The organism is Bradyrhizobium sp. NBAIM08 (assembly GCF_020193935.1).
Taxonomy (GTDB): Bacteria; Pseudomonadota; Alphaproteobacteria; order Rhizobiales; family Xanthobacteraceae; genus Bradyrhizobium; species Bradyrhizobium yuanmingense.
In genome coordinates, this window is record NZ_JADYVR010000002.1 from 143,261 (window position 1) to 158,714 (window position 15,454).

A 15,454-nucleotide genomic window follows, 5' to 3' on the forward strand; every position below is an offset into this window, starting at 1 on the left:
CATTGATCCAAGTCAACGGTCGCGTGCATTCTGCGGGCCGACGCCGTGCCGTTCGCAGCGCAACACGAAAAGATCAGGCCGTTCGTTGTGCGACGCTCACCTGATCATTGGCGCGCTCATCTCCCCTCCTGCGAACGTAGCGCTTCGCAGCGCAGCAGCACGATCAACAGCGCGACGACCGGCGGGCCCAGCGCGAGATCGGGGACGCTCTTGGTTGCAAAGGCTCCGGCGGCGGCACCGAAGCCGAACACGACGCACAACGCGATGAAAATGCCCGAGCGGCGCAGCGTTCCGAGTGGTGCGCCGCCTGCTGCGACTGCGAAGACGTTCTCGATGGCCTGACGCATGTTGCTGGTGATCATCACCGTGCTGCACACTGTGCCTTCGACCTTGACGAACATTGCGGCCTGCATCGCTGCCACGGCGGAAATACCGAGCGTTCCAGCCAAATCGGGCAACCTATTGTGCAAGATGCCGATCGCTATCAACAGCAGGATCTCGATCAACGTACTGACCGCGCTGGCCCGCTCGCCCGTTGCGCGGCGCAGCCAAGCTGCGAGCACGATGCCGACCGCGAACGCCAGGATTGGCGGCACGAAGTGCAGCGCCTTCGCCCAGTTGCCCGCCATCGCGTGAATCCACAGGAAGATCAGGTTGGCGGTCTGGGCATTCGCCAACACGCCGTGGATGATCCAGGTATAGGCGTCGATATAGCCGCCGACAAAGGCGAGCAGCAGCACGATCTCGACTGTCTCGTCGCGGCGGATCGCACCGGTTGTGACGTTCAGGGTACTCATGACGGCAATATGGGCTGTCGCGAACATTCCATCGCGTCATAGCCGCCGCCACGTCGCCGCGAAGGCTTGATCTGGATCAAGCAACATCTCGCCGCCGCCAATCAAATCGCGCCAAAGCGCCGGGGGAATGCCATGGAAACCGTCAGGTGGATCATCGCCACCGCACCGGAAATATTCCTGCTGCTCGCGATCGCGATCGGTACCATCCTCGGCCGCATCAGGATCCGCGGCTTCTCGATCGGAACCACCGCCTGCATCCTGATCGTCGCCGTGCTGATCGGACAGCTCGGGAGCTTCACGTTCCCGCCGATCCTCCGGGCGATCCTGTTCAGCCTGTTCGTCTTTACGATCGGTTACCGTTCTGGACCGGAATTCTTCGCCTCGCTGAGCGTGCGGACCTTGGCACAGGTCGTGCTGGCGTTGGTGATCGGCGCCACGGGGCTCGCGCTCGTGCTCATCTTCGCGCGTGTCTTCACGTTGGATACGGGGACAGCGGCAGGACTGACGGCAGGGGCGCTGACGCAATCCTCGGTGATCGGCACCGCATCCGGCGCGCTGGCGCAGCTCGGCCTGCCGAGCGACGTGCTGAAGCAGCAGGAAGCCAACATCGCGGCGGGCTATGCGGTGACCTACGTGCTCGGCTACATCCTGACGCTCCTGTTCGTGCCATTCGTCGCGCCGCGGCTGATGCGGATCGATCTGAAGGCGGAGGCGAAGAAGCTCGAGGCGGAGCTCGCGGGCGGTACGCCGCCAAAGACGGAAAACCTGTCCTATCGCAAATTCCAGGCCCGCGCCTATCGCGTCTCGGCCGGCGCAGGTCGTACCATCGGTGCTATCGAGGCGGAGATCGGCGGCCGCACGGTCGTAGAGCGGATCGTGCGCAGCGGGGCCGACATCAAGCCGCAGCAGGACGCCGTGCTCGAGGCCGGCGACGACATCGTCATCGCCGGTCCGACCGCCGCGATCGTCGCGGCCAAGCCGATCCTCGGGGCCGAGATCGACGCGGGGGAACTGCTGCGCAACCTGCCCGGCAATGTGATCGAAGTGCTCGTTGAAAACCGCCAGCTGCACGGCCGCTCACTGCGCGAAATCGTTGATCGGCTCGGCGACAATGCACGCGGCGTATTCCTGCGTGCGCTGACGCGCATGGGGCGGGAGGTGCCGCTCGGTCCCGATACGCGCGTCTATCTCGGCGACGTCATGACGCTGGTCGGCAGCACCGGCAATATCGCGCGGGCAACGGCGCCAGTGGGACACGCTCTGAATACGAGCGACCGCACGGACATCGCCTTTCTCGCTGCCGGCATCGCAGTGGGTCTTCTGGCCGGCCTTGCCAGCTTCAAAATCGGCACTGTCGCATTGACACTCGGTGGCGGCGGCGGCGCGCTGATCGCCGGGCTCGTCTGCGGTTGGTTGCGTTCGCGCAGGCCGGGCATCGGCGCAATGCCGCCCGCGGCGCAGCAGACCCTGAGCGACATCGGCCTCGGCGGCTTCATCGCGGCGATCGGACTCGGCAACGGCCTTGCCGCCTGGTCGGCGATCCAGGCGCACGGTCTGTTGCTGGTCGGCATGGGCATCGTCGTCACGCTGGTCCCGATGACGGTGGGAACGCTGGTTGCCTATTATCTGCTGCGCATGAATCCGGTCGTGACCTGCGGTGCGCTCGCCGGCGCCATGACGGTCGATGCCGCCGTCACCGGCGCCTGCGACGTTGCCGAGAGCCAGACGCCGGTGCTCGGCGTCGCCGTCCCCTACGCGGTCGGCAATGTCGTCCTCACGGTGCTCGGCCCGATCGTCGTGGCCGCAACCTATTCAGGTTGAGGGAGGCCCGGATGCGACGCGGACCTGCATTGCTCCATTTTTTCGCGATCACCTTGCTCAGCCTTTTCGTGGCCGCATCGCCCACGCACGCCGCGGACGAGGTCCGCATCCAGGAGGAAATCTGGGCGCTGCCCCTGCCGCTGCCGATGTTCGCCTATCTGGTGCGCCCGGTCGGCGACGGTCCGTTCCCGCTCGTCATCATGAATCACGGTGTCTCGCTCGACGCGACCCAGCGCAGCCTTTTCCCTCTGGTCGAATTTCGCGACGCCGCCAAATGGTTTGCGAGGCGCGGCTATCTCGTGGTGGCCCCGGTGGGCAGCGGTTATGGCGCGCAGGCAATCGACATCCCCGAACGCGGAATGTTCGGCCCGTTCTTCTCGAAAATCGGGAAGTGCGCCAATCCCAATTTCCGTGATGCCGGCCTCGCGGTCGCCCAGGTCGATCTCTGGATCATTGACTATCTGGCCGCCGAGAAGCGGATCATCCCGAAGGACGTGATCGTGGTCGGCCAGTCCGCCGGCGGCTGGGCCTCGATCGCCTTGTCGAGCGTGAACCCGCCACAGGTGAAGGCCATCATCGTCTTTGCCGGAGGCCGCGGCGGACGCGTCGACGGCAAGCCGAACAACAATTGCGCGCCCGACCGACTGGTCGAGGCCACCGCCGATTTCGGCCGCACATCGCGCGTGCCGATGCTGTGGATCTACACCGGGAATGACACGTATTTCGGTCCCGACCTATCGAAGCGCATGCACGCTGCCTTCATCGGCGCCGGCGGCCGGGCCGAATATCACCTGATGCCCCCGTTCGGCAACGAGGGACATTTCCTCCTCGGTTCGCCAGACGCGGTTCCGCTCTGGTCGCCGTTGGTGGCGAAGTTTCTCGACGCGCAGAACTGAGTCCGGATCTCGGAGTTGCAGCGATGGCCCGTGCTTTTGATTGTCTCTCTGGTCTCCTGATGGTTGCAGCCGCCGGAGTCGCGACGGTCTTGGCTGTCGCTTCGCTCAAGGCGGCGCAAGCGGAAAAGTCCTCCGAGGTCGCAACACGCGGCCAGCGCGACGCCAGCGACATCAGCTATGGCAGCTGGCAAAAATTGTGCTTCAAGGCCGGCGGCGCGCCGTCCCTCTGTCGAACCTCGATCACTGGCCGGTTCGCGACCGGGCAAACAGCCGTGCGCATTGATCTGATCGAGCGGGAGGACGCGCCCACCGCCCGCCTGCAACTTTTCGTGCCGGTCGGAATGTACCTGCAGCAAGCACCGAAACTGGCCGTCGACCATGGCGCCGCGTTCCGCATTCCTTATACCTGGTGTCTCACCAATTTATGCGTCGCGGCGGACGTCGTGACGCCAAAAATCATCTCGGAGATGGAAAACGGTCAAACGCTTCTGCTCGAACTCGTCGACTCCAATCTTCTTGCCGTGACGACTTCGATTCCGCTCGCGCAATTCGGTTCCGCCCATAAGGGGGCGCCGACCAGGACACTCGAGCAATATGTCGACGAATGAGGGCCGGCGCGGAGCTACAAGGCGCGGGCGCGCTGGACGGATTCGATCAAGGACTGCGCCGCAAAGGGCTTGATGAGATAGGCGATGCAGCCCGAGGCAATCGCGGCCGAGCGGTTTGCCGGGCTGTCATTGCCGGTGACATAGATCACGGGTGCTTCGATGCCCTTCTCGGTCAGGCTTTGCCGCACCTCGATGCCGGACCTTGCACCCAGATTGATGTCGAGGATGATGCAGATCGCGGTGTGGAACCTGTCATGATCGAGCAAGGCCCCTCCCGTGTCGAACAGGGTTGTGGCGAAGCCGTATCCTCGCAGCAGCCTGTCCATGCTGGTCCGCATGGACGGATCGTCATCGACGACGAAGACGGACTCGCGCAGGAGCAAGGCGATTGCCTTTCCGGAAAACGACAGTGGGATATCGGATACGACAGCTCCGCGCTTTCGCGTGTGCCTATGTGCATTATTGCACATAGCTCGTCGTGCACTGTCAACACGCCCTTGCATTGTCCTTTGGGACAGGCACGTTCGAGGGAACCGCGCGCCTTTTCAGAGCCGTCAGCGTTCGTCCGGATCGAGCATTCCGAGACGCTCTGCGATCGAAACGAGTTCCGCCAGCGAGCGAACCTGCATCTTCTCCATCACTTGATGGCGGTGCGCCTTCACGGTGCGCTCGGTGGTCCCCAGCTCATGCGCGACCTGCTTGTTGATCCTGCCGCGCACGATCAGATCGAACACCTGTCGCTCGCGCTGCGTCAGCGTGGCCAGATGACCACGAAACGCATCCAGCCTGCTGGCCTGGGCGCGCGCCGTCCGCTGACTAGCCAGCGCGCGCTCGATCGCTTCGAGCAATTGTTCGGAGGATATCGGTTTGGTCAGGAAGTCTTCCGCACCTGCCTTGATCGCGCGCACGGTCGTCGGCGTGTCGGCATGACCGGTCAGGAAGACGATGGGCAGCATCGACCCCGCCGCAGCCAACCGCGCCTGCAGGTCGGGACCGCTCAGGCCCGGAATCCGCACGTCGAGCAGGATACATCCCGCCTGCCCGTCATCCGGCGCCGAGTCCAGGAGCTCCAGCGCCGAGGCGTAGGTCGCGACCTCGTATCCCGCGAGCTTTAGCCGGCGCTCGATCGCGGTCCGAAACGACTCGTCGTCGTCAACAACGTGAACAAGGCCTGGCAACTTCCTACCTCTCGCCCAACTTGATCAGGACGCTCGACGTCCTTGTCGTTCTTCAAAGCGATTTTCTCGTTTGAAGGTCGGAATATCTGCTTCGCAATATGTCGCATCTTCCCTGCGGTGGAGGATTCTCATCCAGCGCAGCAATCACCAGTGCTGTCCTTTGGTACACTGAACCTTGGGACAATGGATAAGAATACTTCCTTGGCCGAAAATCAACTTCGGCGGGAGTGGGATAGCGCGGCGCATTTCCGGCAAAGTATTTCGTCTGACAGACCAATTCGGCGGAAAGCTGAGGAGTTGGCCTATGTTCGTTCGCATCACGACGGATTCCACGCTGCGTCCCAATACCCTCCGCGACCTCGGCATGGCATCTCATTCAAATGCCCTGGTCAATTTAAGCGAATTTTCCTACCGAAAAGGCTCCGAGATCTACGGCGAGAAGGAGCCGGCCGAGTATGTCTACCAGGTCAAATCCGGCGCGGTGCGTAGCTACAAGCTGCTGTCGGACGGGCGCAGGCAGATCGGCGCATTTCACCTCGTCGGCGACATTTTCGGGCTCGAGAACGGCAGCGAGCACCGCTTCACGACGGAAGCCATCGTCGACACCACGGTACGGCTGATCAAACGCCAAAGCCTGGAAATCGTGGCCGAGAGCGATGCCATGGTAGCCAGAAACCTGCTCAGCATGACCACGAACAACCTCCAGCATGCTGAAGACCACATGCTGCTGCTCGGCCGCAAGACCTCCCTGGAGCGCGTCGCCGCATTCCTGCTCGAAATGGACAAGCGCCTGACGGCTGCCGGCGTCATGGCGCTTCCGATGTCCCGACGCGACATTGCCGACTATCTCGGCCTGACGCTGGAGACCGTCTCGCGGGCTTTGTCGCGGCTGCATGAACTCGGCGTGCTCGGCTTCATCGGCAACACCCAGCGCCAGATCGTGCTGCTCGACCGGCACCAGCTCGCAAGCCTCGATCTGCAGCCCTGAGCCGGCGAAGGCCTGTTCACGTTCCGCAATGGTCGAGATTGACCGAGGCGACAGCATCAGGTGCGTGGCAGGTCCGCACCGGGTCTTTCCGTGAGTCCGAGATGGTCGAGCGTCTTGAGCAAGACTTCGAACAGAATGGCGGCGGACCAGCCGAACAGCAGAACACCGTTCATAGCGGTCAGCGGGCCGAGCAGCCGCCATTCGCGCACCGGCGTGATGTCGCCGTAGCCGAGCGTGGTGTAGTTGACGAACGCGAAGTAGAGCATGTCCGCGTCGGCGGTCGCCGCGTGCACGATATGATAGGTCGCCGCCCACATCAGAATTTCGATCATGTGGGCGATCTTCAACACGACGGCGATCGTGATCATGACGCTCATGAGGTGCAATCGCGGCCGCTTGGTATGGCGCGGGACGGCACTGCGGGCCACCGTGACGGCCACCACCGTCACGAGCGCGTGGATTCCGATATTGATCACGCTGACGAGCGTGCCGACAAGGAATTGGAGCATCATCGGGGTGAAACACACCTCATTTTAGCCTAGGCCAAGCGTGCCTCGATGGTTTCCTTTGCGACAACGGTTTCCTGATCGACCTGCGCTGACGCAGCGCGGTCGATTCCTGTCCATGCGGTCGCGAGCTCCCACGCCACCGACAGGATGATCGGCCCAATGAACAGTCCGATGATTCCATGCGCGAGCGTACCACCAATGACCCCGATCAGGATGACCAGCGTCGGCGTCGTCAGGCCCCGCCCCATGAGGAGCGGCTTCAGCACGTTGTCGAGCAGACCGACGACGACCAGATAGACAGTCAAGAGCAGGGCGACGGTCACGTCCTTGTCCACCCATATCCAGACCAGCACGGGGAAAAGAACGGGGCCGGCGCCGATTTGGACAATCGACAGCAAGAGCACGACGACCGCGAGCAGTCCCGCGCTTGGGATCTCTGCGAGCTTGAAGCCGATGCCCGCCAGCAAGGCTTGAAGGATAGCGACGCCGATAATGCCCTGCGCGACGGCGCGTATGGTTGCGCCGGCGAGCTCGAGAAAGTGCTCGCTCCGGCCGGGCACGACGCGCAACAGGAAGCCGCGCAGCGCGGCGACGAGCTGCGCGCCGTGCGGGAGCAGAAAGCCCGCGACGATCACCGACAGCAGGAATTGGAGCATGCCAATTCCGGTGTCACCGGCAAACGACAGCATCACTCCGGCGAGCGGTTTCAAGTACGGCGCCACCTCGCGCAGCGCCGCACGGATGTTCGTGTAGGCCTCGTTCCAGATCGCGTAGAGCTGAGGACCGATCAACGGCCAGCTCCTGATCTGCTCCGGTGCGGCCTGGAGCGCGAGATCGCCACTGCCGATCTGGGCCGCAAGGTCCCGGATCCCTTCGACTGCACTGAGGCTGAGCCACGCGGCGGGACCGATGACGATGCCCAGCGTGATCAGGGTGAGAACGGCTGAGGCTATCCGGGGACGGCCACCGAGGCGTTGGGCGAGCCAGGCGAAGACGGGATGAAATGCCACCGCCAACACGGCGCTCCAGCTCAGGATCGGCACGAACGGCCGGAGGACGAGAAATGTCCAGAAGATCAGCAGCCCGAGCAAGCCTAGCCGGATCACGAGTTGGACAATGTCCTCCGCGGACAGAAGCTGGCGAAGCGTTTTCAAGGGTCGTTGCCTCCAGGCCGACGGACCGCTGCTGAAAAGCTAGCGGGGCGGCCCGCCGAGGAGGCTTGATCCAGATCAAGCCAGGCGATCGGTCACCTAGCGAGATCGGCAACAGGCGCGCAGCCAGTTGCGTCTCGGCGCAGATTGCGCGGTCCACCGCCCGCGAGTGAGAATGCCCCGGTGCTGGACGTGAGCCAGCAGTCGTGAAGTTGACGCCGACGAACGGATTGATCTCGACATAGCTCCGACCGACGGCAAAGCCCATGATCTCGATTGCTGTGCCTGTCTGGAGGCTAATGGCGGGTACGGCCGAGCTATATCGGCCGCTCCGCCCGGCGGCCTGTTCTTTCTGGTCACGACCAAGAGGGCCAGGCTCTGGAGGTATCGGCCGGCTTTCATTCCTTCGATTCGGACTTGGCGCTCAGGACGACCCGATCAGAGAGTGCCTTTTGGAACTTTATTCCAACGCCTTCGCCGGAATTTGGGGGGATCCCGAGAGGCAATTTGGGGGGTACAAGGCCCCTACCCCTCCATATCCCCAGCCGCTCCGGACCACGGCGGAAGTGGCAGAACAGAACGAGACGTTGAAACCCCTGATTTTTCAGTGGCTTACCCCTAGGGCTTGCTTAGTTCTGGAGTGTTTTGAAAGGCTTGGAAACAGCCTGATGGCTCCCCGGGCTGGATTCGAACCAGCGACCATCCGATTAACAGTCGGATGCTCTACCGCTGAGCTACCGAGGAAAAGGGCGAACCGTTCGTTCGCGCGCGGCTGCGTATAACAAAGCCGCTTGCGCTTGCAAAGGACGAATTCGTCATCATCCGCAACGCGCTCGGACGGACCTGGAATGGCCGCTCCTCCGGCCGGGACCGGGCGAGGATTATTCCGCCAGGAACGAGGTGGTCTTGGTGCCGGGGTCGTAGCGCAAGCGGAGCGCGGTGAGCTTACAGAGATTGACGTTCTTCCACAGCACCGACTCGTCATAGTTCTTCCAGTCGACCCGGATGTTCCAGACGCAGCCTTCATCGTCGTCGTCGAACTCGACATAAGTGCTGGCCTGGTTCTGCAACACCTTGTCGAGCTCGTTCTCCCACTCGTCCAGCCCGTCATCCGGCGCGTTGAAGCCTAGGAACTTGATGGCATAGCCGGTCTCGTTGACCACGGTGACGTTGCGGGCATCGGCCGCAAGCGACGGCGCGGCGGCGATCGAAAGGGCGATCGCGATCAATCCGGACAGAAAATGCTTCATCTGAAAATCCTCCGATCAAAACAGGCCTCGGCGACCGGCATGGATCGGCGCGGGCGCCGCGGCAGGGAAATGCGTTGCCTGGAGACACGTCCGGAGCGCGATCGCCTGTTCAAGACACGATCGATCTGCACTCCGGGACGGCTGCGCGACGCGAGACGCGCCCAACCTGTTTATCGTTTCGAATTCTCAGCAGCAATGAACCGGCATTCATAGATCGGCAGAGTTTGTTTTCTCCGGTACCGGCACCGGTACGGCCGCGCCATTGCTCTTGCCCGTCACGGCACCGACCAGCGCCTTGACCGGATCGTCGCCAGGCGCAAAGCCGCTCTGGCGCAGGATCTCGTCGATCATCGGACGCAGCGCGTGAACCTTGAGCAGCTCGCCGGCCAAACCTTCGCCGAAGCCGACATTACCTCCGCTCGCACCGTTGCCGCCGAACGCGCCGCCGGTGTGCAGGATGCGGACATCCTTGAGATTCGCGATCGGCTTCACCATCTCCGCCAGCGCGGACGGCATGGTCTCGATCCGCTTCTTGGCGATCTCGAAATCGATGACGTTGTTGCCGAGCTTGTTCTGCGCCTCGTTCTTCATGGTGATGACGGCGGCTTCCGCCTCGCCGATGTTGCGGACGCCGACCGCCTTGATCTTGTTGGATTCGGCTTCGGCGGTGGCCAGCGTCTTGACGGCTTCGGCGCGATCGAGCGAGGCCTTCTTCTCGGCCTCGGCCGCGACGATCAGCTCGGTCGATTTGCGTTCGGCCTCGGTGCGTGCGGCCAGCACCTGGGTCAGGCGGGCACGATCGGCGACCTCGATGGCGCGCGCGGTGACGACCTTTTCCTCCGCGGAGACGGCCAGCGCCTCGGCGGTCTTGGCTTCGGCGACGGCTTCCGACGTCTCCTTGCTCTTCGCCGCGATCTGGATCTCGTTCTCCTGCGTCGCGATCTGGATCTCGCGCTGGGCGTCGGTCTTGCGCTTGTTGATCGCCAGCTCCGACTCGATCACCGCGGTTTCCTTGACCTGCTTGGCACCCGCCTCCTTCTCGGCAACCGCACGATCGGTGTCGATGCGAGCGTTCTCCTCGGTCAGACGCGCCGTCTGCGTCGCGGTCGCGACCTCGGCGCGGGTGCTCGCCGTCTTGTTGGCGATGTCGCGCTCCTGCGACAGCTCGGCTTCCTTCTTGGTCCGCTCGATCCCGAGGGTCTGCTGGCGCGCCTCGAGGTCCTTTTGCGCGATCGCCACCTCGTTATCGCGCACGATCGCGTTTCGATCGCGGCGGCGGGTTTCGGTGACCGTCTTGAGCTGGGTCAGACCCTCGGCGTCGAAGAAGTTCTCCGGGTTGAAGAATTTGACGTCGGTCTGGTCGAGCTTGGTCAGCGACACCGATTCCAGCTCGAGCCCGTTCGACTTCACGTCAGACTCGACCGTGGACTGCACGTGCTTGACGAAGTCCGAGCGCTTCTCCTGGAGCTCCAGGATACTCATGGTCGCGGCGACCGAGCGCAGGCCGTCGACGAATTTCGCCTCGACCTGGTTGCGCAGCGCCTCGGCGTCATTGGTCAATGCGCCGAGCGTCTGGCTCGCGAGCGCGATGCTCTCCTCGTCGGGACGGACGCGGACGTAGAACTCGGCAACGATGTCAACGCGCAGGCGGTCCTTGGTGATGAGGGATTCCCGCTCCTTGCGCTCGACGGTGAGGCGCAACGTCTTCAGATTGACGCTGGCATAGGAGTGGAAGATCGGCAGGATCATGGCGCCGCCGTCGAGCACGACCTTCTTGCCGCCGAGCCCGGTGCGCACGAAGGCCTCGTCGCGGGTGGCGCGCTTGTAGAGGATGGTGAAGACGATCCCCAGGACGACGATCAGCGCGACGCCGATCACGGCCGGGACTGCGATGTCGAACATGGCTTTCTCCGCTGTGGGACTTGCTAATTGCTTAGAGTGGGGTTGGACGGCTTGAGTTCATCGTCGGCCTTCACCGCGACGAAGCGCGTGCCGTCGCGGTCGACCAGGAGGACCATGGTTCCCTGCGGCAAAGGTCCCGATGACGGCGCCGCGACCGCCGAGACGAAATGGCGGTTGCCGTGGATGTCGGCGACGCTGACGCGGCCGGGCGGCCCCTGGTCGAGCGGGCCAACGACGACCTCCCCGATGCGGCCGACCAGATCGCCGAGGCCGACGACGTAGCTTTCGTCCTTGGGAATGACCCGCGCGATGGTCCTGCTGGCGGCGCGCACAAGCGGAACCGACACCACGACGGCCCCGACCGAGGCGACCGTCGCCGGTAAGGGACCCGCAACCATTCGCGCGAAGTCCTGGATCAGGAATCCGGTGATGGAGAAGGCGCCGAGCAGCAGCAGCAGGAAGATCAACAGCGGCACGCCGCCGACATTGATCCAGGAGATGGCGTTGAGCACGCCGTTGTCGCTGGGGTGAGCAAAATCGATGTTGGTGCCCAGCATCTCGCTCAAGGAGGCCCCGATCAGCATCGAGATCACCTCGACCGAGCCGACGATGACGATCATGGCCGCCGCAATCGCGAACGGCCTGACCTCAGGCGCCATGATGTGTTCGAGCAGAGCGCTCATGACACCGCACTCAGCCGCCCGACTTCAACCGGGCCAGCCTCGCTGCAATTTCCTTGTCGCGATGGAGCGTGCTCAGCTCGTCGATGTCGCTCGAATAAGGAATTCCCGGCGGCACGCCGGTGGCCCGTGCCACTGCCCTGCCCGCCCGCAGCGCCTTCGCGGCAGCGGAGGTGCCGCCGGATTTCCGCGACGACGTCGATGTCTGTGGGCTGGCCTGTGCCTCGCTCTTTTCGAGATCGGCGCGGCGCTGCTCGGCATCCTGGAGCGCCGACAGCACCGCGCGGAGCGATGTGACGCATTGCTCGATCTTCTCGTTGTTCTCGTGGATGGCGCGAGAGAGCACCTCGAACTGCGCCTCCAGGTCCATTTGCCGCGCGATGCCGGCGCGGGCGAGATCATCGCGCCCGTCTGCGATCGCGGCCTCGATCTTGGCGGTCAGATCGGTCATCGCCCGCTCGATCTCGCTGCGGCGCGCGTTGAGGCGATATTCCTCGGCCCGGGCAGCGGCGAGCGCATCGCGCGCTTCGGTCTCGGCGCGCTCGATCTCGCGGATGGCTTGGCTGACCACCTTCAGCTTGTTCTTGCCCTCCGCCTGCTCGATCGCATCGTACGCGATCCCGGCAATCAGGCGCCCGACTCGGGACAGGAAGTTGTCGGGAGCGGCAGCGATGGTATCCATGGCGTTCTCCTCCTCTGGCAGGCTGTTCGGCGTGACGCCGTAGTGAACTTCGAAACCGTCGTCGGTGCGGATGAGGCGCGCCGGCACGCTCTGCCCCCAGCCCTCGGCATAGCCGGCATAGTCGAAGGGCACGCTGAAGCGCCCTTGCACGGTCGCAATCGAAATGGTGGCGGGCCCCTTGATCTTGGCGAGCTTGTCGTCGAGCGGCAGGCGGCGCCCTTGCGCGGCGCGATACTCCGCGCGGTCGCGCAGCCCCAGTGTCACCAGCCGCGAAGGCAGCGCCGTCTGTTTGCGGATCGGCTCATAGGCATGGGCATGGAGCAGGACCACGTTGGAACCCACATTGTGGATCCGCGCCACCTCGTCGAGGATTTCCATCATGCGGTCATAGGCCTGGAATGTCGCCTCGATGGCGGCCTTGGCGGCCGGGTCAGGGGCAAGCCGGTAACGCAGTGCGGACGGCGCGTTTCGAGGCGATTGGCTCATGGAAAGCACTAAAGCACCATTTTGGTGCTTTAGGAAGAGGAAGCTCGATCACGTTCTGCTGATCCCTATGCACTCTGTCGGTTAGTCGCGACGATGAGGGCCTGCGTTCAAGGCGGCCGATCATCCCTAGCGGACGGCCGATCAAGATTTGATGCACGCTTCGGTTGAAATTTGAGACGAATGCAGTGGAGTTCCGGTAAGCCGTCATTCTCTCGACGCGCCGTTGCGAGGAGCTCTGGCCGCAGCAGCGATCTGCCAGATCGCCGAATCATTCGGTGCGCTCATTTGACGGAGATATGACGATTGGCGACCAAGATCCGACGACGGTACGAAGCATCCACGTCCAGCATCCGCAGCAAATCCACAGCATATCCACAGGGTGCCTGTGACGGATTCGCGAGCCCCTGCGAGGGACTTGCTGCGCACAAGCCCACAAGCCGGGCCGTTCAGCCGCCCGCCTGGTCGAACACGGATCGGCAGGCCTCGCTGAGGCTCGCGCGGTTGCGGCGCAGGCAGGCCGTGATGGCGCGGACGTTGGGGATCTCGCCGGCGCAGAGCCGGTAGACGTCGGGGGTACAGGCCCGCCGCTGCTCCGCAGTTCCCTGTGCATGGGCCGCGGAGGCAAATAGCGTCAGGAACAGCCCGACCGTCGAGGCGCCCCGCGCCCGGCTCTTCACGCCCGCAAACCGCAAGAACCTCGCCTTCATGACCAGTCTCCCGCTCTGCCTTGCCCGCTCCGGCCTGCATTGGCCGGCATGGGACAAAGGGGTTACGAGAAATAAACCGCCGGGAACGTGATCTCCTTCACACCCGCTGCGCGGCGGCGGCACATAGGGTTGCCGCGGGGATTTTCAGGAATCGCTAACCATTCGGGTCCCGATCGCCGCATCGTTAAAATGCGAACGATCGGATCAATCCGGAAACAAACCGGCTTTGCGACATTGCGCCGTCCGCATTCTGCGAGGGTGTGATGAGCGAAGCCGAATTCAATTTGCTGCTGGATGCTGTCCGGGACGCCATGGTCTTTGAGGATTTCGCGCCCGTGCCGGTGGAGGACTACGTGCCCCGCTCGTGGAGCTTCGACGCGACGCCCAAGGCAGCCAACAAGGCTGCCAATGACAACGAGGGCGCCTGGCCCCTCCTGCCCTTTCCCGACGGCTGGTACGCGGCCTGCTGAGGCCGACTTGAAGTGAACCGATGCGTCCGCCTTGCGGGCGGTTCGGCATGACCGAGCGCCGGGGACCGGCGCAGCCCCGATCAAGTCTTGACGCGCTCCTCGCCCTGCTGCGGCGCCCGGTCGGGTGCAGCCGGCGGGAAGATGCTGTCATAGATCGCGCGCGCCTCGGCAATGAGGCGGGCCCGCTCCAGCTCGGATTTCGGGACAAATCGAACGACGTCGCCCACGTGCTCTCCAGCTCCAGGGTTTGGATGCGTCTCTTCGCAGATGCGAAGTCTATGCCAGAGGACCTGAATCGCACCTTTCCGCCAAGCCCCGGGCAAACCCGGTGGCTCACTGGAGCTGCGGCTCGGCGGAACCGCCTATAAGTCCAAATTTTGCGGAAAATCAGAGACTTGTGATGGAGGCCACGACCAGAATTGAACTGGTGTACACGGTTTTGCAGACCGTTGCGTAACCACTCCGCCACGTGGCCCCGTAAGGGCGGACCAATATAGGGGATCAATGGCTTAGGCAACCCCACGGCCCGCGGGTAGCACAGCGAAATGTCCACCCGAAATCAGGCGCGCTTGCCGCGCCGGAAGTCGCGCCGGCGGCCCTTGGGCGCGGGCTTGGGTGCCAGTTCCGGCATCTCGGCCTGGACCTCGCGGTAGCGAGCCAGCATCCGCTCGAAACTGGCATGAAGCGTCTCGGCGATATCAGGGCGCCGCTCGAGGGCGGCGAGGATCGTCGCGGCGGCTTCGATGGTCGCGAGGCCGTCGCGGCGCGGCTCCTTGCGCAAGCGCCCGTAGCGAGAGGGACGTGCCGGATTGAGGATCACGCGCTGGCATTTCAGCATCCAGGGATTGCGCCACCACAGCGCCTTGGCCTGGCTCCAGGTGCCGTCGAGCAGCACCACGCCTTCGAGCTTGCCGAGGATCGCGCGCTGGTTCTCCGCGACCTCGCCCTTGCGGGTGAGCGCGACGATCTCTCCTTCGGCCTCGAGATCAGCGGCGCGTGCCGAGCCGAGATAGAGCACCGCCCAGTGCGAAGCATTCTCGACCGGCCGTCCCAGCGCCTTGGACAGGCTCGGCCAGGACAGGCCGACCCGCACCGTTGCATCGGCAAAATGCCTGGTCAGCAGCCGCGCAGTGCCGAGCGTCCTGTCCTGCTCCTGCGGATGCTGGAGGATCAGCAGCGAGAGCCGGTTCTCGATCGGCGTGACGCTGTCGCAAATGCAGAGCGGCATCGGCTTCTGGCAATGCGGGCAGTCGGGAATCGGCTCGGCCGGCGCGGCGGCAGTGGGGGGCGGATTGGACATGGCGCCGCTATACGCTTGACGCGGCGCTG

Annotated in this window: 17 protein-coding genes and 2 tRNA genes; 5 read left to right on the forward strand and 14 right to left on the reverse strand. The window is 63.8% G+C overall.

The window, feature by feature from the left end:
• Positions 1-116: 116 nt before the first annotated feature.
• The gene (locus I6F37_RS06695) at positions 117-797 is read right to left on the reverse strand and encodes a YoaK family protein (RefSeq protein WP_225151156.1); all 681 of its coding nucleotides are present in this window, start codon (positions 795-797) and stop codon (positions 117-119) included.
• A gap of 132 nt (positions 798-929) precedes the next feature.
• Between I6F37_RS06695 and I6F37_RS06700 the strand changes: the two genes are divergently transcribed.
• From I6F37_RS06700 to I6F37_RS06710, 3 genes are read left to right on the forward strand one after another with little or no spacing between them, the layout of a single operon-like run.
• Complete coding sequence (locus I6F37_RS06700) at positions 930-2,618, forward strand: aspartate:alanine exchanger family transporter (protein ID WP_225112843.1); 1,689 nt, start codon at positions 930-932, stop codon at positions 2,616-2,618.
• Positions 2,619-2,629: 11 nt separating this feature from the next.
• Positions 2,630-3,514, forward strand: a complete 885-nt coding sequence (locus tag I6F37_RS06705) for a S9 family peptidase (protein WP_035999446.1) — start codon at positions 2,630-2,632, stop codon at positions 3,512-3,514.
• 23 nt (positions 3,515-3,537) lie between these two features.
• Positions 3,538-4,122, forward strand: a complete 585-nt coding sequence (locus I6F37_RS06710; protein ID WP_225150695.1) for an invasion associated locus B family protein — start codon at positions 3,538-3,540, stop codon at positions 4,120-4,122.
• A gap of 14 nt (positions 4,123-4,136) precedes the next feature.
• On the opposite strand, the gene I6F37_RS06715 is transcribed toward I6F37_RS06710, so the two are convergent.
• Positions 4,137-4,505: a response regulator transcription factor gene (locus tag I6F37_RS06715; RefSeq protein WP_225112841.1), complete on the reverse strand. Its 369-nt coding sequence runs from the start codon at positions 4,503-4,505 to the stop codon at positions 4,137-4,139.
• 171 nt (positions 4,506-4,676) lie between these two features.
• Positions 4,677-5,300, reverse strand: a complete 624-nt coding sequence (locus tag I6F37_RS06720; RefSeq protein WP_036039437.1) for a response regulator transcription factor — start codon at positions 5,298-5,300, stop codon at positions 4,677-4,679.
• Positions 5,301-5,604: 304 nt separating this feature from the next.
• Here I6F37_RS06720 and I6F37_RS06725 point away from each other — a divergent pair, with 304 nt between their 5' ends.
• A complete protein-coding gene (locus I6F37_RS06725; protein WP_036039435.1) occupies positions 5,605-6,288 on the forward strand; it encodes a helix-turn-helix domain-containing protein in 684 nt (227 codons plus the stop codon).
• Between the two features lie 56 nt (positions 6,289-6,344).
• On the opposite strand, the gene I6F37_RS06730 is transcribed toward I6F37_RS06725, so the two are convergent.
• The 8 genes from I6F37_RS06730 to I6F37_RS06765 all read right to left on the reverse strand — a co-directional run bounded on the left by I6F37_RS06730 (position 6,345) and on the right by I6F37_RS06765 (position 13,655).
• On the reverse strand, positions 6,345-6,800 hold the full coding sequence (locus I6F37_RS06730; RefSeq protein WP_225112840.1) for a potassium channel family protein: 456 nt from the start codon (positions 6,798-6,800) through the stop codon (positions 6,345-6,347).
• Between the two features lie 26 nt (positions 6,801-6,826).
• Positions 6,827-7,951 (reverse strand): AI-2E family transporter, encoded by a 1,125-nt coding sequence (locus tag I6F37_RS06735; RefSeq protein ID WP_225112839.1) that lies wholly within the window; start codon positions 7,949-7,951, stop codon positions 6,827-6,829.
• 666 nt (positions 7,952-8,617) lie between these two features.
• Positions 8,618-8,692 (reverse strand) — tRNA-Asn (locus I6F37_RS06740).
• A 137-nt stretch (positions 8,693-8,829) separates the two neighbouring features.
• A complete protein-coding gene (locus I6F37_RS06745) occupies positions 8,830-9,198 on the reverse strand; it encodes a hypothetical protein (protein WP_036027987.1) in 369 nt (122 codons plus the stop codon).
• A 207-nt stretch (positions 9,199-9,405) separates the two neighbouring features.
• On the reverse strand, positions 9,406-11,100 hold the full coding sequence (locus tag I6F37_RS06750) for a flotillin family protein (protein WP_036039431.1): 1,695 nt from the start codon (positions 11,098-11,100) through the stop codon (positions 9,406-9,408).
• A gap of 23 nt (positions 11,101-11,123) precedes the next feature.
• The gene (locus I6F37_RS06755) at positions 11,124-11,783 is read right to left on the reverse strand and encodes an OB-fold-containig protein (protein ID WP_225112838.1); all 660 of its coding nucleotides are present in this window, start codon (positions 11,781-11,783) and stop codon (positions 11,124-11,126) included.
• A gap of 10 nt (positions 11,784-11,793) precedes the next feature.
• Positions 11,794-12,957 (reverse strand): PspA/IM30 family protein, encoded by a 1,164-nt coding sequence (locus tag I6F37_RS06760; RefSeq protein WP_225112837.1) that lies wholly within the window; start codon positions 12,955-12,957, stop codon positions 11,794-11,796.
• Between the two features lie 437 nt (positions 12,958-13,394).
• Complete coding sequence (locus tag I6F37_RS06765; protein ID WP_025036239.1) at positions 13,395-13,655, reverse strand: hypothetical protein; 261 nt, start codon at positions 13,653-13,655, stop codon at positions 13,395-13,397.
• A 263-nt stretch (positions 13,656-13,918) separates the two neighbouring features.
• On the opposite strand from I6F37_RS06765, the gene I6F37_RS06770 reads away from it, so the two are divergent.
• Positions 13,919-14,125, forward strand: a complete 207-nt coding sequence (locus tag I6F37_RS06770; RefSeq protein ID WP_225112836.1) for a hypothetical protein — start codon at positions 13,919-13,921, stop codon at positions 14,123-14,125.
• A gap of 80 nt (positions 14,126-14,205) precedes the next feature.
• Here the strand turns inward: I6F37_RS06770 and I6F37_RS06775 are convergent, their stop codons facing one another.
• The 3 genes from I6F37_RS06775 to I6F37_RS06785 all read right to left on the reverse strand — a co-directional run bounded on the left by I6F37_RS06775 (position 14,206) and on the right by I6F37_RS06785 (position 15,425).
• A complete protein-coding gene (locus I6F37_RS06775) occupies positions 14,206-14,352 on the reverse strand; it encodes a hypothetical protein (RefSeq protein ID WP_167361661.1) in 147 nt (48 codons plus the stop codon).
• A 174-nt stretch (positions 14,353-14,526) separates the two neighbouring features.
• Positions 14,527-14,600, reverse strand: a tRNA-Cys gene (locus tag I6F37_RS06780).
• 84 nt (positions 14,601-14,684) lie between these two features.
• On the reverse strand, positions 14,685-15,425 hold the full coding sequence (locus tag I6F37_RS06785; protein ID WP_225150697.1) for a tRNA-uridine aminocarboxypropyltransferase: 741 nt from the start codon (positions 15,423-15,425) through the stop codon (positions 14,685-14,687).
• Between the last annotated feature and the right edge of the window lie 29 nt (positions 15,426-15,454).

Bases quoted from the DNA above. Each gene is read 5' to 3' on its own strand.
- I6F37_RS06695 (WP_225151156.1), bottom strand. From the start codon at position 797: ATGAGTACCCTGAACGTCACAACCGGTGCGATCCGCCGCGACGAGACA.
- I6F37_RS06700 (WP_225112843.1), top strand. From the start codon at position 930: ATGGAAACCGTCAGGTGGATCATCGCCACCGCACCGGAAATATTCCTG.
- I6F37_RS06705 (WP_035999446.1), top strand. From the start codon at position 2,630: ATGCGACGCGGACCTGCATTGCTCCATTTTTTCGCGATCACCTTGCTC.
- I6F37_RS06710 (WP_225150695.1), top strand. From the start codon at position 3,538: ATGGCCCGTGCTTTTGATTGTCTCTCTGGTCTCCTGATGGTTGCAGCC.
- I6F37_RS06725 (WP_036039435.1), top strand. From the start codon at position 5,605: ATGTTCGTTCGCATCACGACGGATTCCACGCTGCGTCCCAATACCCTC.
- I6F37_RS06730 (WP_225112840.1), bottom strand. From the start codon at position 6,800: ATGATGCTCCAATTCCTTGTCGGCACGCTCGTCAGCGTGATCAATATC.
- I6F37_RS06745 (WP_036027987.1), bottom strand. From the start codon at position 9,198: ATGAAGCATTTTCTGTCCGGATTGATCGCGATCGCCCTTTCGATCGCC.
- I6F37_RS06750 (WP_036039431.1), bottom strand. From the start codon at position 11,100: ATGTTCGACATCGCAGTCCCGGCCGTGATCGGCGTCGCGCTGATCGTC.
- I6F37_RS06755 (WP_225112838.1), bottom strand. From the start codon at position 11,783: ATGAGCGCTCTGCTCGAACACATCATGGCGCCTGAGGTCAGGCCGTTC.
- I6F37_RS06765 (WP_025036239.1), bottom strand. From the start codon at position 13,655: ATGAAGGCGAGGTTCTTGCGGTTTGCGGGCGTGAAGAGCCGGGCGCGG.
- I6F37_RS06770 (WP_225112836.1), top strand. From the start codon at position 13,919: ATGAGCGAAGCCGAATTCAATTTGCTGCTGGATGCTGTCCGGGACGCC.
- I6F37_RS06785 (WP_225150697.1), bottom strand. From the start codon at position 15,425: ATGTCCAATCCGCCCCCCACTGCCGCCGCGCCGGCCGAGCCGATTCCC.